Here is a 23,129-nt window from a genome sequence, read left to right on the forward strand (position 1 = left end):
CCTTAGGTCCCAAAACATGCTGACCTACTTCCCAAACGCCATTCTGTATTGAATATTAACATGAAGTGGTTCATTTACATATCGCTATTATGTTCTTGTGAACTTTGGGCGCAGACTGTGACCGAATTACGTTACAAGTCCATTGATTCCCTTTATCCTAAAGCCGTGGGATTCTGGCGGGCCGATTCGGACAGTGTACTTACATACACGGATGAGTTGGTAAAACGGGCAAGGATTTCGGGAAGCCCGGAACACTATCTTCGAGCCTACCATTTAAAGGCATTGACCACCCTCGGAAGTGCCTCGGAAATCTATACCGATAGCCTGTATCGGTTGGCCGATTCAATGGAAGATTCCAAATATCTTGCGACCGCCTATTTCCTTAAGGGACGCAATGCCTATGATGCCGGGGACTACAAAAAATCGCTTGACAGTTATCTAAAAAGCCATGAGCTTTTGCAGCGTGAAGTTGACAGTATCCGATTGGAGTATTTAGTGCGGGACAACATCGGCCTTATCCGTATCCTTGTCGGGGACAATGAGGGGGGCATTCCAATTTTTGAGGAACTGCTTGATTACTATAAAGCTCGAAACGCTGAAGGGGATTACCTGTTTACCCTGTTCTCCTTGGCCGTGGGCCACCACCAGAATGGGGATTACAGTACCTCCCAGCAACTGGTCCATGAGGGTCTTGGGCTTTCCGAAGGGATGGAAGGTGGTCCGCGTCCCTATTTCCTTTCAGTATATGGAGCCAACCAATATGGGATGGGGGACTATCAAACCGCAATCGTAAACCTTCAAAAAGCCAATTCCTTTTTTAAAACGCAGGAGGATGTGATGCGGCAGGCCATCGCCCATTTTTATCTGGGCAAGAGCTATGGGGCATTGAACCAAATGGACAGCACCCTCTTTCATATGCAACGGGTGGACGCACTCTATCAAGAGCATCCCAAAAGCCTTTATCCGCTTACCCGCGGGGCATGGGAGTATCTCTTGGATGTGGCCCGAAAAGCCGGGGATACCAAAAAGGAGCTTGAGCACATTTCCACCCTTTTGACAATAGATAGTGTGACCAGCAGTAATTTTAGGTATATCAACCAAAACCTAACTGAAAAGTATGATATGCCACGTTTGGTCAGGGAAAGAGAAGCCTTGCTTTCAAGTTACCGGAACCGCAACCAAAAGTATCTATATGGTATGGTGGGATTGGTACTTATGACCATTGTGCTGGCCTATTTTTTTATCCGTAGACGTGGACATTCACAATCCGGAGCTGTTACGCCAGATGGATCCAACAAAGGGAACGGAACCACTCTAGCGGTAAGTCCTTCCTTATTGCTGACCCAGGATAAACTCAATACGATATCGGATGGTCTGGTCGAGTTGGAGGCAAATCAATTTTACCTAGAGGCTGGAATAACCGTAAAGGAGGTGGCCAAACTGATGGGGGTCAACCAAAAATACCTATCCCATTACCTGAACCGACATGTTGACATGTCCTATACGGAATATATCAATGGGCTTCGGGTGGACCATTTCCTGAAAAAGCTGTGCTCCGATTCAGAATTCGTAAAAAGATATACCCTGGATGCCATGGCCCAGCAATGTGGCTTTAAAAGCAACAAATCCCTCAGCAAGGTCTGCAAGCGCAGGCTTGGCAAAACGGCCTCCCAATTGGTCCGGGAAAACCAAGGTCCCCATTCGTGAATCGGGCTTCCCTTTTCCGGAATGGGGATGTCGCTTTTCAGGAATCGGCCCTTTTTTGATTGGGAATGCACCACACCTTTGGATAGCTTTATCCTGTTTAATCTTAAAATTTTATTCAAATGAAAAATGTAAGAAATTCTTCAAAGAGCAAGGAACTGAAACTGGAAACCTTTAAAGTTATGGAGATGGCCCATCCCGAAAAAATCCAAGGCGGTGGTGATGGAGGTTGGACCGTCCGAAAGGACAAAGACCCAAAATGTTAACCCAATCTTTATTATACTTTTAAAAACGGACTATGGTTCGAAAGCAATTTTATCTAACGGTGCTGTTTGTACTAGCATTGATTTGCGGGTGCGAAAAGGCCGGTACCTCGAAGAACCCGGAAGTATCGGAACAATCGGGCTGGCAGCATCTAGACCTGGAACAGGACTCCGTTCCCGGTATCAGTCTGGAAAGGGCCTATCGGGAGCGGGTCGAACCGGATGGAAAGGATGTTGTCGTGGCCCTTATGGATAGTCCCTTGGACCTGGACCATCTCGATCTTAGGGACCAAATCTGGACCAATGTGGACGAAGTACCCAATAACGGTCTGGATGACGATGGTAACGGCTATGTGGACGATGTGCACGGCTGGAACTTTTTGGGATACGGAAAGGGCAAGACCCTCCGTTTTGCCAACTACGACTATGTCCGGGCCCTTCGGCGGTTGGGACCTATGTTCGAAGGCATGGACAGTACTTTGGTACGCCCCAAGGATTCCTTGTCGTACAGGATGTACCAAAGGGCACTGGAACTTTACCAAAAGGACATCCCGGACATAGAAGGGGAATTGGGCTACTATAAGGAGGAACTCCAAAAATTTCAAGAGTGCATCCAAGTATTCCCAGAGGCCTATGATCCCGAAACCGGACTCTTCAATGAGGCTTTGTTGGATACGCTCCAACCGAAAAACGAACGACAAAAGGAACTGCTTTCCGATGTACAGGACTATGCCTATTACGGTTGGTATCCCTCCCTGATGGAAAACTATAAGTACCAGGGAGAGATGCGAAAGGCCGTATGTGGCAATCTGGATACGCTGCCCAGGGCGGTAATCGGGGACAACATCTATGAGCTGTCCGATGTTCAGGGCCACCATCAGGTGGATGCCCCTGAAGGATGGATCACCCATGCGACCCAAGTGGCCGGTATCATGGCCGCCACCCGTGACAATGGATTAGGCATTAAAGGGGTCTCAAACCACATTAAGATCATGCCCTTGGTCATTTTTCCGGAAAGGGGACACGAGACTGACAAGGACTTGGCCAATGCCATCCGCTATGCGGTGGACAACGGCGCACAAATCATCAACTACAGCCATGGGCGCTATTTTGTGGAACGGCCTGATTTTATCTGGGAGGCGTTGGAATATGCAGAAGAGCATGGCGTACTGGTGGTGACCCCGGCGGGCAATACGCCTGTGGACATCGATAAGCCGGGGGATTCGCCCTATCCTATAGACAATTCCGGCAATGGGGAAGAACGGCTAACCAATCTGATGAAGGTCGGGGCGTCGGGAAAGACGTTGAAATGGGCCAAGCCCTTATGGGCCAGCTATGGAAAACGCAACGTAGACCTGTTCGCACCGGGCCAGCACTTGATGACCACCAACTCCGGAGATCGGCCTTACTTTACTTTGGGCGGTTCCTCCTTGGCCTGTGCTTTGACTACGGGGACAGCAGCCTTGCTGTGGTCCCAATATCCCGATCTCGACCACCAACAGATCAAGACCATACTGATGCTTTCGGGAACCCGATTGGAGCGGCAGGTACGCATTGGGGATGATACCTATGCCCCTTTTGGGGAACTCTCGCGGATGGGGCGAATTCTGAACGCCAACGATGCCCTCTTATTGGGGCGTGAGGCCAGCACCTTAAAATAATGGCATTGTTGGGACTATGGCGACCCTCTTTTCCCTTTACGCGGCAATGGGATGCCATGGACTGCGGTCCAGCATGTCTTGACATGGTCGCCCGTTATTATGGTCGGGAAACCGACCGCGCCCAACTCCGCCAATGGAGCCATTTGGAGCGCAACGGGTCTTCCTTTGCAGGGTTGAAAGAGGCCGCTGAAAAGCTTGATTTTCGCTGCCTGCCCATTGAGATCGGTTATTCAGAACTACGGAAGGAAGCCCCTTTTCCCTGCATCCTGCACTGGGAGAATAAGCACTTTATGGTCCTGTACGGTTTTCAAAAAGGCAAGGTGGTTTTGGGCGACCCTGCACAGGGTATCATCAAAGTATCATTTTCGAAATTTTTAAACCATTGGTTGCCCCATGAGGATGCACAAAAGGGATTTGCACTGTTGCTGGAACCAAATTCCAAGAGCGAACAGCTTCCGCACAGTACTAATGCCACTAGTGGCTTTTCCAGATTATGGGGCTATTTCAAGGGGTATCGGACTACGGGCCTACAATTGGGAATCGGGCTGTTGTTCAGTAGTCTGACGCAACTGGCCCTGCCTTTTCTGACCCAGGCCTTGGTGGATTATGGGGTGCAGTTCCAAGACCTGCATTTTGTCTACATGGTGTTATTGGCCCAAGTAGTCTTTTTTGTGTCGCTTTCTTCGGTGGAGATCATCCGGGGATGGCTGTTGTTGCAATTGACCCAACAGATCAACCTTCGCCTGGTGTCCGATTATCTGGAGCGCCTGCTTCGATTGCCCATTCCTTTTTTTGCGTCCAAGCATTCCGGGGACATCATACAGAGGATACAGGACAATCGGAAGGTCCAGGAATTTGTTTCCTCTCAAAGTCTGGGCACCCTCTTTAGCATGGTCACGCTTCTGGCCTTTGGACTGGTCTTTTGGTACTATCACACACAACTGGCCCTGGTCTTTATACTGACCTTATTGGGATACGGCTTTTGGTCCCTGTATTTTCTAAAGCGGCTGGCCCGATGGGACTACCAGCGGTTCCAACGGGAGTCTGAGACCCAGCGTACCATATGGCAATTGGTCCGCGGCATCACGGCAATCAAGGACAACCGTTCCGAGCACAAACGGCGTGGGGAATGGGTCCAGTTGCAAAGAAAGCTATTCAGTATACAGGGCAAACAACTCTCCCTTTCACAAAAACAGCGGTACGGGGCCCTATTCGTGCACCAGCTGGGTTCCCTAGTCCTATTGTTTCTTTCTGCCCGACTGGTCATATCCGGACAACTGACCTTGGGGTCCATGCTCTCGATCCAGTTCATTTTGGGCCAAATAGGATTGCCCTTGGGTCAGATGGCGCAATTTTTTGTGGAGGCACAGGCGGCACGTTTGAGTTTGGAACGGATGCAGGAAGTACATGCGCATCCTTTAGAACCCATGGACGGAACCGTTCCCGATATGAAGGGTTCCATTGGAATCCAGAACCTATCGTTTCGTTACGGACCCGCATCGCAGCCCCTGGTCTTGGAGGAGGTTAGCTTTACCATTGCCCATGGAAAGACGACGGCTTTGGTCGGTGCCAGCGGTAGCGGTAAGACCACGCTGTTGAAACTGTTATTGGGGCATTATGACAACTATTCGGGGACCATTCAAGTTGGGGAAACGGAACTGAAAAAACTGGCCAAGGATAACTGGCGTGATGTCTGTGGATCGGTCATGCAGGAGGGCTTTTTGTTCGAGGATACGCTGCTGTCCAACATCACCGAATCGGGACAGGGCCGTGTGGATGATAAGCGTCTGGAGGAAGCCCTATCCCTTTCCCGTTTACAGGAAATGGTTAAAGCATTGCCCTTGGGCCTTCAGACCAATATCGGGGCAGAGGGCACCTCCCTAAGTGGAGGGGAACGGCAACGGGTCCTTCTGGCGCGTGCCCTTTACAAGCGACCCGGTTTTTTCTTTTTGGACGAGGCGACCAGTGCGATGGACACCCAATTGGAACGTGAGGTCATGGATGGGCTGCAGCGCTTCCGCAAGGGACGGACCGTCCTGGTCATTGCCCATCGTATGAGCACAGTTCGGAATGCCGAACATATCGTGGTACTCGACAAGGGCAAAGTGGTCGAACGAGGATCACACGACGAACTGGTGGCCCGAAAGCAATACTATTACAAACTAGTACAATACCAATTGGAGGTCGGCGCATGAAAGATTTGGAATTCCATAAAATAGAGATAGCAGGTGTTTTCCGTTCCAGGTTGCCACAAGCTTGGCTCCGCTATGGCACTTATATCATTGTCCTATCAACCCTAGTACTGTTCTTGATGGCGCACTCTATCGCCTATCCCGATGTGGTCTCGGGACCCGTACAGGTGATGGGGGAAATACCGGTGGTCCACTTGGCCCCACAGCGCGATGGGCGTATCCAAAGGCTTTATGCCCGATCAGGTGATTCCGTGACCAAAGGTCAGGTATTGTTGGAATTGGAGAACCCTGCCACGTACCGAGATGTCCAATTGGTCCAATCCTGGCTGGACTCCTTGGGCAATGGCCATTCGGATGTCAAATTACCCGTAGTTTCATATGACATGCACTTGGGCGAGGTACAGCCGTACTTTCAATCCTTTTGGGAGCTAGTGTTACAGCGGGCACTGTTGGACAGTCTCCTTCCTGATTTGGCCTTCCAATCCACAACGCAAAACAGATTAACCGAAAATGGCCGTTGGTCAAGGGATTCCAAACGTTTGTTGGAGGAACTCCAAAATTCCGTGGCACTTGGGGCCTTGGAATTGGAACGTTACGAAACCTTGCACGAAAAGGGCGTGATCAGTGCAGCGGAATATGAGCAAAGACTACAGGTACAGCTTTCCCGGAAACGGGAACTGACCGCCCTACGCCAACGTCTTGGGGAAACCCGCTTATTGTTGCTTTCACAGGAGGACCAACGCCTGCAACAGGGACTAGAACTGACACGGGAATTGGGATTACTGGACGACCGTCTGCGGCATACGCGACTGGAACTGGAACAGTCCTTGGAGGGCTACCAAATTCAATATCTCTTGACGGCACCGTTCGACGGCATCCTTACGACATTGAAGCCATTGACCGAATTCCAACAGGTTCAATCGGGCAATCCCATTTTAGCAATTGTTCCCTTGGGAAGCAAGAGTACCATGGGACAGGTCTCGGTCAGTGCCCTCAACAGGGGCAAAGTTCGAAAGGGACAAAAGGTGTTGCTCCAGTTGGACAATTACCCTACCGCCGAATTTGGGATATTGGAAGGAAAGGTGGGCTCGTTGAATGCAGTTCCCCATCCGGAAACAGGCCAATATGGGGCAAATATCCATTTGGCCTCGCTGGTGACCAGCTATGGGAAGGAGCTGCCCAAAGATGAAGTCTACCTAGGCACGGGGCGCATTGTGACCGAAGATATGAGCCTGTTGGAGCGTTTGTTCCGCGGTCTTCGGGAACAGTTCCAACGCTGACACGAACTATTGTTCCTTGCTTCTTGCAATATGGGAGGCATAGGCCCGATCCAAAAATTCATAGATCAGGAATTCCCATTGGTCGTGGTCGGTCAGGAAACATTTATTGATTCCCATATGGAAAATATCCCGAAGGATGCGTGACCTTTCCGATTCGGTCTTTCCTTGTATTTCAGGAAATAATACTGCCATATTTTCAATTGGGGGCGTCAATGTTGCACTTGTAGTGGCCAAAAGTTCTTCGATGTCCAGCTGTGGGGCCAGCTTTCTATAAGCCTTCGAGATGGCCTTTTTAGAATGGGTTGAAAACTGGATACGGCCCTGAAAATAATCCCGTTGGGTTTTGATAAAAATCTTCTGTTGATGAAGGGAAGGATATGTCGATTGCAGCAATTGGGGCAATAGCTGCAGTATTCTGGACAACCGTTTCTCCTCTCCACGTTTCTCCTGAAAGAGCTGAAGGGCATGTTCGCTCTGCCAACGGAAGAGTTCCTCAACGGCATCCATGTTTGTTACACTATAGCGTTCCAGATCTGGAACATATGATTTCCATTCCATCCCCCAAAGCTGATGGTCTTTAAGATAGTGTGCCAACCTGTTTTCCAAACTGCCCTTTAGTTCCGCTTCTTTTAGTTTGGAGACCAGCACACGGAAGCGTAGTTGGGGAAGTTCGTCCCAATACCGGACAAAGAACCAATTGGAAATCCATGGGAGAAAAGCAGCTTCATGGAGGGTTGGGACCAGTTCGCGCACCAAGAGATTATGGGTCATCTTGGGTGTGCCCGAAAGGTACAGGGAAAGCCATCTTGGACTTGGATTAGGAACCATTATTGGATGTTTTGAAAAAGGAAAATTGAAACTCACTGGCGTAGGTATGGTCCCTACCATCTTTAACCAAGGGTCTGCCTGGGGGCAAGTATTCCTCTAAGGCCAAGGTCTTGTTTGTTGGAAGTCGGTTTAGAAATAATCTGACAAAGCGCAAATTATCTATATCCAATACCAATGTTTGGTCATGTTGGGACCAAGTAATTTTTTTTGGAAGCTGATGCGTTAGGCAAAAGTCCTTCCAATGGTCCACAAACCGTTTGGAATCATGGGCTGTCTGTTGGAGTTGCCGAACCGTTTCCGTTGAAAACTGCCAAGTCCTTTTCGACAGGAGTATATCTTGAATGATGACCCGTGGAAGTTTGAGGTTACCCTTTGGAAGTGGCCCCCAATCAAAATAGGCGTAGGCGCGTTGGCCCAAAAACTGATGATCTCCCAAGAACCTATAGATGGCCAAGGGGCAACGTTGATGGTCATAGGCTGTGGTTAGGTAGGGTTCGACCTGCTTGCCGGATTCCCTGTGGGTAATTACAAGCCGCTTTCCATTATGGTGCAGCAACAAAGATTCCAATGCTATAATCTTGGACTCCTTTGCCCTTCTGCCATTGTTCAGATGAAGGATGGTATCCCTCAATTGCGGCCTTGCGGTTACCACCATCTCCTTTCCCAAGGGTCGGTAGGCCACTTCCATGGCCATGGTATTCCCATCTATCGGTTTTTCCTTGGTCGCTATTTTCGACGCCCATTCGAGAAACCCAGGATGTCCGAGGGCGTGTCGCGCATGGAGCACGGCAGCGGAAGCCCCACCAAAAGAAATCGGGTGGCAGAGGGATTTCCCCCGCCATGATTGCCATGCCACAAGTCCAAAGAAGGTCTGACGAAAACCAAAGGTGGGCGTGTCAAATGCCATCAGTTCGTTGGAATCAAGATATAGGGTTTCCACATTTGGGTTCGCTGTAAATTTGTCCCATAACCATTGTTGTGCGGGAGTGGGCGTTTCTTGTGCAAAGGATTGCTTGGAAGAAAGCCCAAAGTGTCTGAGGTAGCTGTTCGCCTCTCGGTAGCGGCCCAAGGGATAACCCAGTCCATATTCCCCATCCATTACATCCACTAGACGTATCTTTCGATTTCCGAACAAGGAGGCAAAGGCCTTGGAGAATTCGGAATAGTCGGTATTCGTTTCCTTTGGTGAAAAAAGACCGGACATGTGCAATGCACGCTGGAGTTGTTCCTTAATTGAACTGTCCAAGGTTGTCACCAAGAATCGGGGGTAGCTATTGACTGCGCTGACCGAATGTTTAATGGCTGTGTTTTCAATGGATTGGATTTTGGGCTCAAAGATGGAGGGAACAGTATCGGGTACCAAGATCTGGCGTTCCTTCAATTGTTGCAGGTAGGCTTCGGCCAATTGCCCGGAGTGGCCCATTTGGGTCAGGGTGTCCAATAACCTGGCCCCCACTGCCCCGTTTGTGGCCTGCTTCAGAATTGCACATAAGGCAGGGGACTTGGAAACCTCCTGTAAGATGGGCCTGGAATCACTTTCAGGTAAGGGAAAATCCCAATAGCGCTGGCCCAGCTTAGTTGGATACAGGGTGGTATTTGGAAACCACTGCGTTTCTTTTCCTGATGGATCGGGCCTATTGGACGTATCCGAAACGTCATGTAAATCAACCCAGATATTCTTGTCAAATTGATGCGAACTTTCCCGAACCAGTTTTGTGGTTTTTCCGAAGCTGCCCAAAGCTGGGCCCGCAAAACGGCCAAAGGGCGTGGCACGGGTGCATATACGAATGCGATACTTCAGAAGGGAATACCAGATTTGTTCTGTTTTTTTTGGATTTATTTGTTCAAGCCATCGCTGGATTTCCTGCGAAAAATCAGGAGCGGCCTCTTGAACGGCCCGCTTGAAAACACTGTTGGACCACCATTTGGGGATTGCGGTTTGGGGAGGTCCCCATTCCTGAATCGGGCCAAGACGTTCCAGGGGCAGATAGGGGGTGCGCACTACAAAGGTGTCGTCGATGATGTATTTGGTGAAAAGCGCTTTATCCTTGGGGTCCATTGGGCCGGTTTACAATGGGGAATGTAAACCGATTACGGACCAAGAGCAACCCTTTCACGAAAAGGGATTTCGCCATATGGGAAAAGTGGCTCCCTTTTCAGGAATGAACCCCATTTACAGCATAAAACAACGGTTTTGAAACGTAGCTTTAAGTCACGGGCAATGCATCAAAACGCACGACCATTATGGAAGGGATCAACATTTTAAAGGATTTCGGCGACGATCTGCAAAACTTACGGACAGCAAGGCTTTCCGTATTGGAACGGGCCAATGAGGGTGCTACTCTTTGTAGGAAGACCCTAGTCCTATTAAGAAAAGAAGTGGTGGTAAACGGATTTTCAAGCGAAACCGAGGAAATCCATTTCTTTAAGCAGATCAAATCGGTTCCCCTACAGCATTTGGTGTATTATACCGAAGTCCACCAATGCGAACTGCGTATGCCCCAATTGGGCCGGGATGCAAAGCTGGACTTTTTGGGCTTGGAGCGGGAACGGATAAATCGTTTTTATCACTGTCATTTCGAGTTTCACCGCTACCTCTTGGAAGGTCGGAAAGAATTTGATGTCCAATATTTTACAAGGGAACATGGTGGTCATCATCCCATAGAAAACTACAAATACCGTTACGATACCCAATTTGAAACCTCGCATGATCTGCTGCTGGCCACCTTTAAAGGATTGGAGCGTTATGGAAATTACTTGAAGGGTCTGGAAGAACAGATCAGCGCAATTCATGCCATAGGACACAGTGACGATTTAAATAAGCAAACCGCTTTTGTATTTACCCTACCGCCCACGGCGGCCGTGGAAATGGCCTATGCGCTGCGTGAGGCCAGGGCCATCAACCATGGAAATTTTGAGATCAAGGCCTTTATGGACTATTTCTGCCAAGTGTTCGGAATCGAGATCCAGGATCCTTATGGGCTGTTTGCGCAGATCACCAACCGCAAGAAGCATCGGGCCAAATACCTGCAACGCCTACTGGATGCCTTCCTCAGTTTTCTCGACGGACGGGATGCCTGATTTTTTATATGGTTGTTATATGGTATATAAAAACACCTGTTGGTGATTTTGCAACGATTTTGGGTACGCTTTTGATGATATTTTGTGGGATATGGACAGTTTTGGTCCACTTAAATGGGCCAAAAAAAAGTATATGGTCGTTATATGGTATATAAAAACTTACCTAAAGGATAGCCACATTTGTACCGAAAACAACAAAGGCCGAAAGGTTTTTATAAAAACAAGTACAAATGCCCACATCCATTATTACCACCGAAGATCTCCAAAAATTTCGGATGGACCTCTTGGCCGACATCGAACGGCTTCTGGAGGAAAAGACACAGCTTACAAAGCCCAAAAATTGGTTGCGTTCCACCGAGGTGATGGACCATATGAAGATCAGCCATGCCACGCTCCAGAACCTCCGCAACAACCAGACGATTCCCAGCTACAAGGTGGAGGGGCTGATCTATTACGACCGGGAGGAGATCGATGCCATAATCGGTAAGCACAAGCTCTCCCCAGTAAACTGAGAATAGATGAACTATATCCAACATCTAAACGCAACCTTTGCGGACATCTACGCGGATGACCGCTTGCACGCCTCCCATATCAGCCTCTACCTGGCCCTGTTCTTCTATTGGAACCTGCACCGTTTTCCAAAGGAATTTTATGCCAATCGCAAGGAGTTGATGCACATGGCCAAGATCGGTTCGAAATCTACCTATCACCGATTGGTGAAGGAGCTTGACAAATTCGGCTATATCGACTACCATCCCGCGAAAAGTCCGCATGAAATTTCCATGGTGGCACTGTCCCAAAATTGTACCGATAGCGGTACGCTGATGGGACGCACCAGGACCATATTTGGGACGTACCGTCCCAAATCTGTACCGGATACCTTATATAACAAACAATACAAACCTAACAAACGCTCTTTGGGAGCCAAGCCCAAAAGTCAATTGGAGGTTTTGGATTTTTTTAAGGAAAAAAAGTATGTGTTGGAGGAGGCCTTTAAGTTCTTCAACCATTACCAGGCCATCGGCTGGAAAATTGGTGGCAAGGTGGCCATACAAGATTGGAAGGCGGCAGCCGACAATTGGGTTCTCAAGGCGAAGGAAATCGCGGCCCAAAAAATTGAGGCCAAAAAAGCCCAGCTCAGAAGGGTCGGGAACAGCGATAACCTGATCACCGAAACGGAAAAGGATTATGGGCAACCCCTCTAAGATTATCGAAGGTGCGGTCACCTACTCCCTAGGGGAACTCCAAGGACAGCGGGTGGACTATGATTTCAAAAAGATCTTGATCTATCTGGAGGCCAAGGGCAGATTGCTCTTCGGGAAATCCTTCACGATCTACGAGGAAGACCGGGAGGTACTGTACAAGCTCTGCAACTATGCCATCCGGGATTTTGGGATGTGCCGAAAACTGGGTATCGACCCCAATAAGGGCCTGTTGCTTTCCGGTCCCGTGGGCTGTGGGAAGACCAGTCTGATGAAATTGCTCCGGTACCTAACGCCCCATTTCAAGCCCTATGAGGTCATCCCGGCCCGAAACATTGCCTTTGCCTTCAACCATATCGGCTATCGCATCATCGAGGACTATGGCGACGGGCGGTTCTATTGTTTTGACGATCTCGGGGTGGAACCCATGGGCCGTCACTTTGGGAAGGACTGCAATGTGATGGGCGAGATCCTGCTCTCCCGTTACGAACTTTTCTTGAAAACGGGCATCCGTACCCATGCCACTACCAACTTGAACGCGGAGGAACTACAGGAGCGCTACGGACCAAGGGTCCGAAGCCGGATGCGGCAGCAGTTCAATCTGGTGGCCTTTGGAAAGGAGACAAAGGATAAAAGAACCTAGGCATCATCGATGCCATATTGATAAAATGGAATATTAAACTCAAAAAGATTCCCGCCGTTGCGGGAATGATAACAAAACAGAGAAATCATGAAAATAGCAACTTTTAACATCCAAAACCTGTTCCATCGGGACAACGAACTGATGAAAGGCCCTAAGGGCCAGAATTTCCAATCCTGGGTGGATGAGTTCCACGCCTTGATGGGCAAATCCCTGAGGAGCGATACAGATTTTGACCGGCTCCGGGAACTTGCCTTTTTGTTGGGCTTTACCTCCAAATCCACAGAGCCCTATCTGGTACTCCGGAAAAGGGGCGGACAGCTATATGTCAAACCCAGGGGCGTGGCCCTGGAGGAACGGGCGACGGCGAAGATCGGGTGGAACGGCTGGGTTCAGGTGCATTCCATACCCATCGATGAAAAGGCGGTCTCCCATAAGGTACGGATAGTCGCGGATGCCGACCCCGATATCCTGGTGCTCCAGGAAGTGGAGGACCGAATGTCCCTTTCGGATTTCAACGGCAAACTGGCCGAACAGTACGAGATTACCCCTTATGCCCAGCTCCTTTACCTGGAGGGCAACAGTGACCAAGGTCTCGGTATGGCCGTATTGGCCAAGAACGGTTATCTGGTGGACAGTATCAAGAGCCATGCCCATGAAAAGGGAAGAAGCGATGACCCATTGTTCGATATCGATTGTCCGGAGTACAGCATTATTACCCCCAAAGGCGAGTCCATTACCGTTATCAATGGTCACTTTCCGGAAAAGGACCAAGGGGATACCAAGGAAACACAGCGAAAGGCCCAGGCCAAAAGGGTCGCTGAACGCTACCGAAAATTGCTCTCGAAGGGAAGGGAACAGGTGGTGGTTTGTGGCACCTTGAACGATGTTTCCTATAGTGATGCCCTCTCCCCATTGTTGCGGGATACCCATATAAAGGACATTTCCCGTCATGATGAATTTCAGGTAATAGCGGACAAGGGAACGGACGGTGCCTATTTTCGGATGGGTGCCTACCAAAAAGGGGTGAACATCAGACAACGGGACTACCTTTTGTGCTCTCCGATCTTATTTGCCAAATTGGAGTCCAGTGGTATGGACCGACGGGGCATATGGCCCGTAGAAAAACCCAAGTGGCCGACCTATCCCACGGTGACTTCCAAAACGGTCCAGGCCAGTGACCACCCACTATTGTGGGCGCAGTTTCACGGAATCTGACCTATTTCCTTCGAAGACCGGCCAGGGCATTCCAAAAAGCCTTGGCCAGTATTTTAAGCTGGATGGCCAGCTCCTTAAAGATCTCCATCATTTTCCAGATGTTTAAAAATGCTTTTTAATAGGGCAAGTGCCAAGGCCGTTTGGGCGGTTTTTCGTTCGACATGTTCGGCCTCCTCAACATTGGATATAAAGCCGACCTCCAACAACAGGGCGGGGCATTGTTCCTTGGTCTCGCGAAGTACCTGAAAATTGGCCCTTTTGATGCCCCTATCCTTAATACCCAGCTGTTGGTTCAGTTCCTTGGACAGATAGTACCCCAAGGATACGGTCTCCTCCAAATAGGGATGTTCCGTTCCCGTTGCCGCATAGACTTCCGATCCTTGGGCGCGTTTGTTGGGTGCATCATTACAATGGATGGCAATAAACAGATTGGCCCTCAGTCCCCTGGCCAGACGGCTACGGTCCCCTAGCGAGATCAGGGTATCCGAATATCGGGTCAGGTAGAGTTCCAGTTCCCCATGATACAGTTCCTTGTTGAGCCGCAAGGCTTCCAGTGCAATCTCCAGGACAACCTCTTTTTCGAGGATACCGTTGATGCCAATGGCACCCGAATCGGTCCCACCGTGCCCGGGATCTAGCAGCACCTTTGTTTTGGAGGTCCCGTTCTGGCCGTGAAGCGGTGCCCAGAGTATGGATAAAATGAATGCACATATATACATTGGATAGGGTTTCATACGATAGGTTTTGATTGTGCAATATTCAACGAATATTCATTTTAGATAAAATATTCGTAAAATTTAACTTGTAATACTGTTAATATTTTAATATAATTTAGTTTTTGAACAAAAACATTGAAGATTTGTTAGTGAATCGTTCCGGGTCTCATCAACCCACAAAAAAGGGAACGCCAGTTTATTCATCAATCATTAACCAGGCCGGACCGAAAGGTTCGGTCTTAAACGAACAGTCATGAAAAACAAATTAAGGGCAGCCTTTTTGCTGCTATGGGCCACCTTGCCCACCTATGCCCAGATCGGGGGCATCGAGGATTCGGTCAACGATATCTCGGACACCATCCGTACCATCTTTCCCATCATCCTTGGGGTCATCTTCCTTATCGGATTCCTGTTCAATGCGGGACACTTCTTTGGGGAGAACGCCGACCTTAAAAAAGGGATCACACGCGTATTGGTCTTTGTGCTGATCGCTGGGGCCGTAGTGGGCATCTTTACCTATCTGATAACCCTCGTAGTATAACCCAGCCACATCGTGGCCTTAGTTAAAAAAGCCTTATGAAAACATTTCATGTCTACAGGGACATTCGGGTACGGGCCCTCATCTTTGGCCTGCCCGTAGCCCTGTTCGCCCTTCAGATGGTCGGGATCATCGGCTCTTTGTTGGTGGTCATCTTTTCCTTCAGTTTTGGGCTGGTCATCGGGGCCATGGTCCTTAACGGAGGCCTATACGTTGTGCTGTTAAAACTATCGAACGAGCCCCAATTGTTGAATAGGACCAACGTATTGCCCAAGGCCATCTCGAACAAAAAAACAAGCGCATTGTGCTATGAGGACAAATCTTAACGACCATTATCCATTGGTGGATATTGACGGGAACCGGGTATTTGCCAACAATGGCAACATCATTCTTTGCTACCGGTTGGAACTCCCCGAGATTTATTCGCTTTCCCCTACCGATTTTGGGGAACTGCACGGTACCTGGTTCCAGGCCCTGAAGTCACTTCCCTCGGGGACCGTGGTCCACAAACAGGACATATACCAAAAGGCATCATACGATGCAATGTTACTTTCGAACCATACCTTTTTGCAGCGGGCCACCCACGACCATTTTAAGGGTCGGAAGCATATGGTACATACATCCTACCTCCATTTTATCTGGCCCAGGAACAGGGGGCTGAATGCTGCCAAGTATGTGAACCCCTTCAAAGCGATACCCCGGTCGATTTCGTGGGAACTGTCCGAAGGGGCAAAAAACTTCATAGCCGCCGTAAAGGATGCCGTAGGGTTTCTTTCCAACGGCCACCGGCTGGTTTGCCATCCCCTGAACCAAGTGGAGATCCTGTCCCTGACGGACCGATATTTCAACGGTTTCAATGAGGACTTCGATACGGACATCCTGTTGGACAGGGACGGGACCCAGATCGGGGACCATTATTTTGACGTACTGGCCATCAACAACGAGGCCTGTTTCGGGGAGACCGTCCAGAGCAGCAAGGTCAACGAATCCTATACCGCGGACGATTTCACCTTCCACCAAGGCTTTATCGATGGGCTGGGGCTGTCCTTGGACGAAAACCATATCGTCAACCAGATCCTCTATCTGGACGACAGGCACAAATGGCGAAAACTATTGGAAAAACGGTTGGAGGAACTTTCCAAGAGCTCCAATTTCGGGACACAGAACAAGGTGCTGCATGGCAGGGTCAGCTCCATCCTGGACCGCATCAACCAAGACGATTCCGCAAGGATTATCCGTGGACAGCTCAATATCATCTACTGGTGTCGGGAAGCCCGAGAGTTGGAAAATATCGCTTCCAAGATCAAGGCTGAGTTCAAGGAGCTGGACATGCTTCCCTATGCCCCAAAAGGTCAGGAGCGCAATAACTATTTGGTCAACAGCTATTGGGGTTTTTCCTCCAACTTCTCGGATGCCGACCTGTATGTTGCCGATCTCAAACATGCGCTTTGCCCGATCATCAACAATACGAATTACCTATCGGATGGCACCGGTGTCGTTTTCAACGACCGCCAAAACAATATCCCTGTGCACAAGGATGTCTGGGACACGGACAAAAAACGCATCAAGGCCAGGAACTTTGCCATCTTCGCCCCCACGGGCGAGGGCAAGTCCTTTCTGGCCAACAACATCCTGCGCCAGTTCTTTGAGGAAGCGGTGCGACTGGTCATCATCGATCTGGGCGGCAGCTATACCAAGTTCGCCAAACTCTATCCAGGCGACCATACGGTGCTACGGTATGAGCAGGGAAAAAACCTGGGCATCAATCCCTTTTATGTAACAGAACCCCACAATGTGGGGCCTGAAAGGTTAGAGGATTTGGCGGTGTTCCTTTTTGAACTGATGGGCAGCGCCAATAAGCCCACCAAAGGGGAGGCCGTGGCCCTCAAGCGGATATTGAAAGCCTATTACCGGACAGTGTCCGGCAACTATGCATTGAGTGGATTTTATGGATTTGTAGAATCAAAAAAGGACTCCCTGTTGGAAAGCCTTGGTATCGATTCGGCCTATTTCAATGTGACCAACTTTCTGCACATCCTATCGGAATATGTCGGCGATGGGCTGTATAGCTTTCTCTTCGAGGTTACGGAGGATCAGTCCTATAAGTTGGAGGACAAACGGCTCATCATATTTGAACTGGACGAAGTGAAGGACAATAAAGAGGTGCTGTCCGTCATGCTGAAGCTCATCAAGTCTGCCGTCCAACGCACCATTTGGCAGAACCGCTCCGAGCGGGGCATCATCCTCTTCGATGAGTTTGCCAAACAACTGAAGTTCGACAACGTCTTGGAGAGCGTGGAGTTCTATTACCAAGCCATCCGGAAACAGAACGGGGCCATTGGCATTATCCTGCAGTCCATCAACCAACTGCCGGATAATTCGACCTCGGCCAGCATCCTGGAGAATACCCAGGTCATCTACAGCCTCCGCAATGAAAAAGGGTACGATGCCCTGGCCAAAAGGCTCAATCTGTCGTCCCACGATTTGAACCAACTCCGGTCCATCCGCAATGACCTGAAAGGGGAACGGAAATACACCGAAATCTTTATCAAGATCGGGAACGAGAGCAACATCTTCCGTTTGGAGGTCCCGCCCGAAGTGTATGCGGCCTATCTGACGGACGGCAGCGAATCCGAGGCCATAATGGTCCTTTATGAACAAACGGGCTGTATGGAAAAAGCAATCAAAGAATTCATAAACCAAAAAAGAGAATCATCAATTTAAAACCAGAAATCATGAGGAAAAACACGCGAACCTTAATCGTAATAACCCTGTTCTTTCTAATACCAAAGGGCCACGGTGTGGCCCAGGGGATGCCGGTGTATGACAATACGAATTTTGTCTCCCTCATCAAACAATTGGTGGAGGCCGGGAAACAGACCGCCGAGATGCTCAAGATGGTCAACCATCTGAAGGAGGTCAAGGAAAAACTCGAAAAGGTCAACAATGCCGTCAAGCAGTACAAGGCGGTTAGGGAGATTAACCGGAACAACCAGGAACTGTTGGATATGGTCAATAGAGATCTTAGGGAGATATTGAACTCCCCTTATATCGAACCCCAGGAGATCGATGCCGTATCGGGGAGTTTCAATACCATCATCGAGACCTCCCTGGACAATCTGGAATTTATGGGACAGGTGCTCTCCAACGACTTTTTGAACATGAGCGATGGCGAACGCCTGGAAATATTGGAGGCCCAAAAGGAGGAATCCCAAAAAATGGTGGCCGATATCCAGCTGAAGAACAAACGCTATCGTATGGTCATTTCCTTTCGGGAGATGCAGGCCAAGATCAATAATCGGGAAACGAACTATTAAACCAAGAAACGGATGTTTTTGTCCATTGGACTCGAATATGTGGATGCGGTCTTCCAGACCATCAAAGCGAGCAATTTTGCCACTTATACCATTGTTGGTATGAAGACCCTGGCCGTGCTCTTCTTTCTGATCAACATCCTGAAGAAGTACTATGAGGGGGGCGTGAACCGTCAAGGGCTCACCTGGGGGCTGAGCCCGACCGATCTAGTCAAGAATTTTGCCGTGGTGCTGGTGGTCCTGTTCTCCACCGAGGTGCTGGATGCCTTTGATACTATTTTGGTGGCGATCGAGGGACAATACCGTGGAACGGCACCAGCGTTGTTGCCGTTGCAGATGCAGCAGATCGAGATCGAGGAAGAGGCCGGGCTTTTTGATGCGACGGCCAAGGCCATGGGGCTTTTGTACGAATGGCTTGCCACGCCTTTTTTGGGCATACGCACGATTGCCCATGCCATGGGGATGTTCCTCTGGGTTTTGGACCTGTTCATATATCCCCTGTTCTTGGCGGAGCGCTATTTCCTGTTGGGGGTGATGCAGGCCTTTTTCCCCTTGGTCATCAGTATGGCGGTCTTTGAGAAGTTCCGGGAGATGGGCTATCGGTATTTCAAGCTATATGCAGCGGTCTATATGATCGTGCCCGCTTTCTTTTTGGTCAATGTGTTCGTCAACGAGCTCTACCGGGAAGTGACCGATAATTTTTGGCCCAACCTGTTCGGGACGGACTTTGGCAGTGAATTCTTTGCCCCGCTCATCGAGCTGGCAGGGGTCGGGTTTATCGTCCTGTTGAAGTTCAAGCTCTATAAACGGGCGACCAGTTTCACCTTTCGTCTTTTTTCGGGCTAGCCCAGTCGATAATCGACATTAATAATTAAAACAACTATGAAAACAAGCTATAAAAACATCACGGATATCCTTAGGCTCAACCGCTTTATCGTGTTGGCCGTTGTCGTCCTTTGCCTATTGACCAGCAGCTTTTCGTTGTGGACGGTCTTCCAATTTAACCGGACCATGCTCGGCAGTGCCTTTGCCGTCAATACGGACGGTTCCGTTATCCCCTTAAAGCTGGTTTCCCAAAAGGAAAATCTGGAGGTCGAGGCCCTATCGCATTTGAACCTTTTCCACCAGTATTTCTACGGGCTTGACGAGAGCAACTACGAAAAAAATCTCGAAAAGGCCCTGTGGCTGGGCGATAGTTCCGTGGACGAGGCCTACCGCCAGAAAAGGGCCGATGGGGTCTATAACCGCTTGTTGCAGTATTCCCTCGTGGAGAAGATCATTTCCATCAACATCCAATTGGATCTGTCAAAAGAACCCTACGGGTTCCAGGTGGAGACGCTGTTCGAGATCGACCGTGGTTCGGTAACCGACACTTATAAACTGATCACCACGGGCAAGTTGATCCATGTGGACCGTCATTTCCCGAACAATACCCATGGGTTGCTGATCACCGATTTTTTCGAAAAGTCGCTCCGAAAAGTGGATGATCCACAGTAAAACTTTAAAATATGAAACAGCAGAAGAACAAGATTATTTTTATTTCGGCCATCCTGGCGGTCATCGTTTTGATGGTCGTGTACTACGTTCAAGTAGTGGACGATGACAGTGGGGAGACCCAGCAATTGGAGCAGCCCCAAGTACCAGATCTGGAGGACACCCAGAAAGAATACAATTCCAAACTGGAGGCGGTCAATGACATCAAGGAGGAGCGGGAGACCACGGCCCCGAGCGTCTATCCCGAAACCTTTATCGATTCCACCGGGCTGTACGATCCCGATCTGGAGGAAATGCGGCGCCAACGGATCGTGGACAGTATCTATCGCCATGGACGGATCAATTATTCCAACGTTACTGACTCCAGTTCCAATAGCCGCGGTCGGACACTTCCCAAAACAGCGACCAAAAAAACGACCGGAACGAAAGAGGTCAGGGACTTTACTGCCGCCCATGCCGCGTTCTTCGCTTCATCGCCCCATGTGGAACTACCGAAGACCCCGGCCGGAACCCTTGCGACCGATGTCTTCATCGTAGTTGAAGTAAACGGGGAACAGACCGTTCGGGCGGAAGAGCGCTTGGAGCTGCGACTGGCCGTTGATGCCATTGTCGAAGGGCAAACAGTCCCCAGAAATACACTCGTTTTCGGTTTTGTGAGTTTTCAAGCGAACCGCGTGCTGCTCAATATCACCAATATCGAACATCGTCCCGTGAACCTGAAGGCCTATGACCTTTTGGACGGGAACGAGGGAATCTATATCAAGAACAGTTTCCATGCCGATGCCCAAAGGGAGGTGCTGGACGATGTGGTCCAGGATATCAATATTGCCGGGGTGCCACAGGTAAGCGGTATCAAACAGGTGTTCCGGCGCAACAACCGCAACGTCAAAGTGACGGTACGAAACCAATACCAACTTATCCTCAAGGGGTCATAGACCCCCTTAATTTAATCCATGCCCTATGAAAAAATTGATTCTTTTAATCCTTGTCTCATTACACGTTGTTAGGGGAAATTCGCAAGAAACCCTCTATGCCAATGACAGCCATACCATGGCGCTGTTCTTTCCCAGTCCGATACGTCAGGCGGTGACAGGGGCCGAACACTTTACCTTTAGCTATAACAAGGAGGCGGGACAGCATTTCGGATTGTTACAGGCCAACAGGGGCAATGACAGCAATCTGTTGGTGATCACCGAGGATGGTCGGGTCTATTCCTATCATCTGGAATACCATAAAGAACTTATGGAAAACTTTCGATTTGTGAACACCGTGGAGAGCGTTGGCAAGGAAAAGGAAACCCAAGTGTTGGACACCATAAGAAAGGTTCCTGTAGTCACGAGCACCAAAAAAACGTTGGACCTGGACAACCCTCGAAAGCTGATGGAAAAAGGGGCCGAATATGTGTTGGGCAGGAGAACAAAAGTTCTGAAAACCAAACGAAAGGATGGCTTGGCCCTACGATTAAAAGAACTGTTCTATCATGGCGACGAAGTCTATGTGGAAATGGAAATCCACAATCGGTCTGCCATTGATTTTGAAGTGGATGTACTGGAAGTTTATAGGGTCAACGGAAAAAAAGGACGGCGGTCCTCCCACCAAATGGTGCTATTGGAACCTATGTTAAAATATGGCTTTCCAGAAATCGTTAGGGTCGGCCAACGACATAGTTTTGTATATGTCCTGCCCAAGTTCACGCTGGGAGATGCAGAAAAACTGATGCTGGAGCTCCAGGAGAAAAAGGGGAGCCGGATATTATGGCTTCGATGGGATTAATATTGGGTAGTCACAAAAGAAGTTTGGTTTTAAAGAACTGGACTAGGGCTTTTAATGGGATACATTCTTAGCAACTGTTTTTATAAATTCCATTTTATGTTATTTAGTCGATTCCAAGTCTTTTATGCATTTCTCGCCATTCTTTACCAAACTCAATTTGTTTCTCTACTTCTTTTCGTTTTTCTTCAGGCAAACATTGAATACAAATAGGATATTGAATTCCCTTGTAGTACTCCTTACATTTAGGGCATAATTCCATTTTATACAAGTCATAGTTGGATGCACATTTTTTACAAGCGGTTATTGTATCTTCAAGGGAAAGGTATTTGATGTTGTCGTTTAGATAAAGTAAAAACGCTTTTTTTTCAATAGATTCAGCGTCTTTATGCTTTGCTATATTTCTTTGAAACCAATACTTGATATTTGATAGGTTATGTTTATTTCTCCATGTATCTTTTGACACAAAGCACTTATCCCGCACTTCGTAGGCATCCTCATCTTCGAAAAAAATAGAAATCAGTTCGATTGCTGGCCTATAAATCGCTTCTTCAAATTCGTGCTTACAATCCGCGCAACGATATTTTGGAATTTTTCTTACCCTTTCGCTCGGGTTCTTACCCATACAATTTGGGCACAAAGGAACCGGCACATATTCATAATTTTTTGATATGTAATCTCCAAACTTGGAGTTATCAATTTCGGAACTGTTATTTATGTAATCATTAGTGTACGCTCTTGTTATCTCTCTTAAATATGCGTTGTATCTCCTTGGATGGGAAAGATGCTGTATCGTCAATGTTTCTTTGCTACAGCATATTTCACATTTGTCCTTAATAATTTCTGCCCTTCTTTTTTTCCAGTCTTCCGTATGCCAAGAACGTTGTCCTTCTTTGAAACCTTTCCAACATTGTTCTTTTGCAAGTTCCAATCCAATCTCATTATTGATGAGTTTGTCTTTTAATGCTATAAGCTCATTATATGTTAACATTTGGATTTTTGGTTTTTTTTAATGGTTTCGAATACACCCCTTTTTGGAAACTCCTAATTTTGATTCATGGTGATTTTCTTATTGGGGCAGTCTAGAAACCAACACCCCCAAACCAGAAAATAAAAAGGGGAATACCAAACAGAATAAGTACGATGAGGATTTTAAACCACAGCGGTTGTTTGCGTTCCTCTTCAGAGGGAAACAGTACGGCGTGGATGTCCTCAAAAATTTTCTTCA

At 48.6% G+C, this 23,129-nt stretch carries 22 protein-coding genes; 18 read left to right on the forward strand and 4 right to left on the reverse strand.

The genetic code is table 11. The features are described from left to right. The first annotated feature begins 165 nt into the window (after nt 1-165). The 5 genes from AACP56_RS13220 (at nt 166) to AACP56_RS13240 (ending at nt 7,100) form a co-directional block, all read left to right on the forward strand. The gene (locus AACP56_RS13220) at nt 166-1,707 is read left to right on the forward strand and encodes a helix-turn-helix domain-containing protein (protein WP_339335143.1); all 1,542 of its coding nucleotides are present in this window, start codon (nt 166-168) and stop codon (nt 1,705-1,707) included. A gap of 119 nt (nt 1,708-1,826) precedes the next feature. Further along, complete coding sequence (locus AACP56_RS13225; RefSeq protein ID WP_339335141.1) at nt 1,827-1,970, forward strand: hypothetical protein; 144 nt, start codon at nt 1,827-1,829, stop codon at nt 1,968-1,970. Nucleotides 1,971-2,002: 32 nt separating this feature from the next. Then, entirely contained in the window at nt 2,003-3,628 is a 1,626-nt protein-coding gene (locus AACP56_RS13230) for a S8 family serine peptidase (RefSeq protein ID WP_339335139.1), read from the forward strand. After that, a complete protein-coding gene (locus AACP56_RS13235; protein ID WP_339335137.1) occupies nt 3,628-5,823 on the forward strand; it encodes a peptidase domain-containing ABC transporter in 2,196 nt (731 codons plus the stop codon). Before AACP56_RS13230 ends, AACP56_RS13235 begins: the two co-directional genes overlap by 1 nt. Further along, entirely contained in the window at nt 5,820-7,100 is a 1,281-nt protein-coding gene (locus AACP56_RS13240) for an HlyD family secretion protein (RefSeq protein ID WP_339335135.1), read from the forward strand. The genes AACP56_RS13235 and AACP56_RS13240 overlap by 4 nt, the downstream gene beginning before the upstream one ends. A 6-nt stretch (nt 7,101-7,106) precedes the next feature. Here the strand turns inward: AACP56_RS13240 and AACP56_RS13245 are convergent, their stop codons facing one another. Both AACP56_RS13245 and AACP56_RS13250 read right to left on the reverse strand, forming a co-directional pair. After that, on the reverse strand, nt 7,107-7,964 hold the full coding sequence (locus tag AACP56_RS13245; protein WP_339335133.1) for a thiopeptide-type bacteriocin biosynthesis protein: 858 nt from the start codon (nt 7,962-7,964) through the stop codon (nt 7,107-7,109). Further along, complete coding sequence (locus AACP56_RS13250; RefSeq protein WP_339335130.1) at nt 7,918-9,987, reverse strand: lantibiotic dehydratase; 2,070 nt, start codon at nt 9,985-9,987, stop codon at nt 7,918-7,920. The genes AACP56_RS13245 and AACP56_RS13250 overlap by 47 nt, the downstream gene beginning before the upstream one ends. Before the next feature lie 185 nt (nt 9,988-10,172). Here AACP56_RS13250 and AACP56_RS13255 point away from each other — a divergent pair, with 185 nt between their 5' ends. The 5 genes from AACP56_RS13255 to AACP56_RS13275 all read left to right on the forward strand — a co-directional run bounded on the left by AACP56_RS13255 (nt 10,173) and on the right by AACP56_RS13275 (nt 14,069). Continuing rightward, complete coding sequence (locus AACP56_RS13255; RefSeq protein ID WP_339335128.1) at nt 10,173-11,009, forward strand: RteC domain-containing protein; 837 nt, start codon at nt 10,173-10,175, stop codon at nt 11,007-11,009. 230 nt (nt 11,010-11,239) lie between these two features. After that, nucleotides 11,240-11,521, forward strand: a complete 282-nt coding sequence (locus AACP56_RS13260; protein WP_339335126.1) for a helix-turn-helix domain-containing protein — start codon at nt 11,240-11,242, stop codon at nt 11,519-11,521. A 6-nt stretch (nt 11,522-11,527) separates the two neighbouring features. Continuing rightward, a complete protein-coding gene (locus tag AACP56_RS13265) occupies nt 11,528-12,214 on the forward strand; it encodes a hypothetical protein (RefSeq protein WP_339335124.1) in 687 nt (228 codons plus the stop codon). Further along, complete coding sequence (locus tag AACP56_RS13270; protein WP_339335122.1) at nt 12,198-12,854, forward strand: ATPase; 657 nt, start codon at nt 12,198-12,200, stop codon at nt 12,852-12,854. The genes AACP56_RS13265 and AACP56_RS13270 overlap by 17 nt, the downstream gene beginning before the upstream one ends. Before the next feature lie 87 nt (nt 12,855-12,941). Beyond that, nucleotides 12,942-14,069: an endonuclease/exonuclease/phosphatase family protein gene (locus AACP56_RS13275; protein ID WP_339335120.1), complete on the forward strand. Its 1,128-nt coding sequence runs from the start codon at nt 12,942-12,944 to the stop codon at nt 14,067-14,069. 74 nt (nt 14,070-14,143) lie between these two features. On the opposite strand, the gene AACP56_RS13280 is transcribed toward AACP56_RS13275, so the two are convergent. Then, a complete protein-coding gene (locus tag AACP56_RS13280) occupies nt 14,144-14,803 on the reverse strand; it encodes an N-acetylmuramoyl-L-alanine amidase family protein (protein ID WP_339335118.1) in 660 nt (219 codons plus the stop codon). A gap of 235 nt (nt 14,804-15,038) precedes the next feature. Between AACP56_RS13280 and AACP56_RS13285 the strand changes: the two genes are divergently transcribed. The 8 genes from AACP56_RS13285 to AACP56_RS13320 all read left to right on the forward strand — a co-directional run bounded on the left by AACP56_RS13285 (nt 15,039) and on the right by AACP56_RS13320 (nt 21,904). Next, on the forward strand, nt 15,039-15,326 hold the full coding sequence (locus tag AACP56_RS13285; RefSeq protein WP_339335116.1) for a hypothetical protein: 288 nt from the start codon (nt 15,039-15,041) through the stop codon (nt 15,324-15,326). A 116-nt stretch (nt 15,327-15,442) separates the two neighbouring features. Continuing rightward, entirely contained in the window at nt 15,443-15,649 is a 207-nt protein-coding gene (locus AACP56_RS13290; protein ID WP_339335114.1) for a hypothetical protein, read from the forward strand. Beyond that, nucleotides 15,633-18,047 (forward strand): TraG family conjugative transposon ATPase, encoded by a 2,415-nt coding sequence (locus AACP56_RS13295; RefSeq protein WP_339335112.1) that lies wholly within the window; start codon nt 15,633-15,635, stop codon nt 18,045-18,047. Before AACP56_RS13290 ends, AACP56_RS13295 begins: the two co-directional genes overlap by 17 nt. 11 nt (nt 18,048-18,058) lie before the next feature. Further along, nucleotides 18,059-18,640 carry a conjugal transfer protein gene (locus AACP56_RS13300; RefSeq protein WP_339335110.1) on the forward strand — a complete coding sequence of 194 codons (582 nt, stop codon included), beginning with the start codon at nt 18,059-18,061 and terminating at the stop codon, nt 18,638-18,640. 12 nt (nt 18,641-18,652) lie between these two features. Beyond that, on the forward strand, nt 18,653-19,483 hold the full coding sequence (locus AACP56_RS13305; RefSeq protein WP_339335108.1) for a hypothetical protein: 831 nt from the start codon (nt 18,653-18,655) through the stop codon (nt 19,481-19,483). Nucleotides 19,484-19,519: 36 nt separating this feature from the next. Then, nucleotides 19,520-20,134, forward strand: a complete 615-nt coding sequence (locus AACP56_RS13310; protein WP_339335107.1) for a conjugal transfer protein TraK — start codon at nt 19,520-19,522, stop codon at nt 20,132-20,134. A gap of 11 nt (nt 20,135-20,145) precedes the next feature. Next, nucleotides 20,146-21,066 carry a conjugative transposon protein TraM gene (gene traM / locus AACP56_RS13315; RefSeq protein ID WP_339335105.1) on the forward strand — a complete coding sequence of 307 codons (921 nt, stop codon included), beginning with the start codon at nt 20,146-20,148 and terminating at the stop codon, nt 21,064-21,066. Between the two features lie 115 nt (nt 21,067-21,181). Beyond that, entirely contained in the window at nt 21,182-21,904 is a 723-nt protein-coding gene (locus AACP56_RS13320) for a DUF4138 domain-containing protein (protein WP_339339974.1), read from the forward strand. 103 nt (nt 21,905-22,007) lie between these two features. Here the strand turns inward: AACP56_RS13320 and AACP56_RS13325 are convergent, their stop codons facing one another. Further along, nucleotides 22,008-22,892 carry a hypothetical protein gene (locus AACP56_RS13325; protein ID WP_339335100.1) on the reverse strand — a complete coding sequence of 295 codons (885 nt, stop codon included), beginning with the start codon at nt 22,890-22,892 and terminating at the stop codon, nt 22,008-22,010. Nucleotides 22,893-23,129 lie beyond the last annotated feature (237 nt).

The organism is Croceitalea sp. MTPC6, from assembly GCF_036985525.1.
In the GTDB taxonomy this organism is placed as follows: Bacteria; Bacteroidota; Bacteroidia; order Flavobacteriales; family Flavobacteriaceae; genus Croceitalea.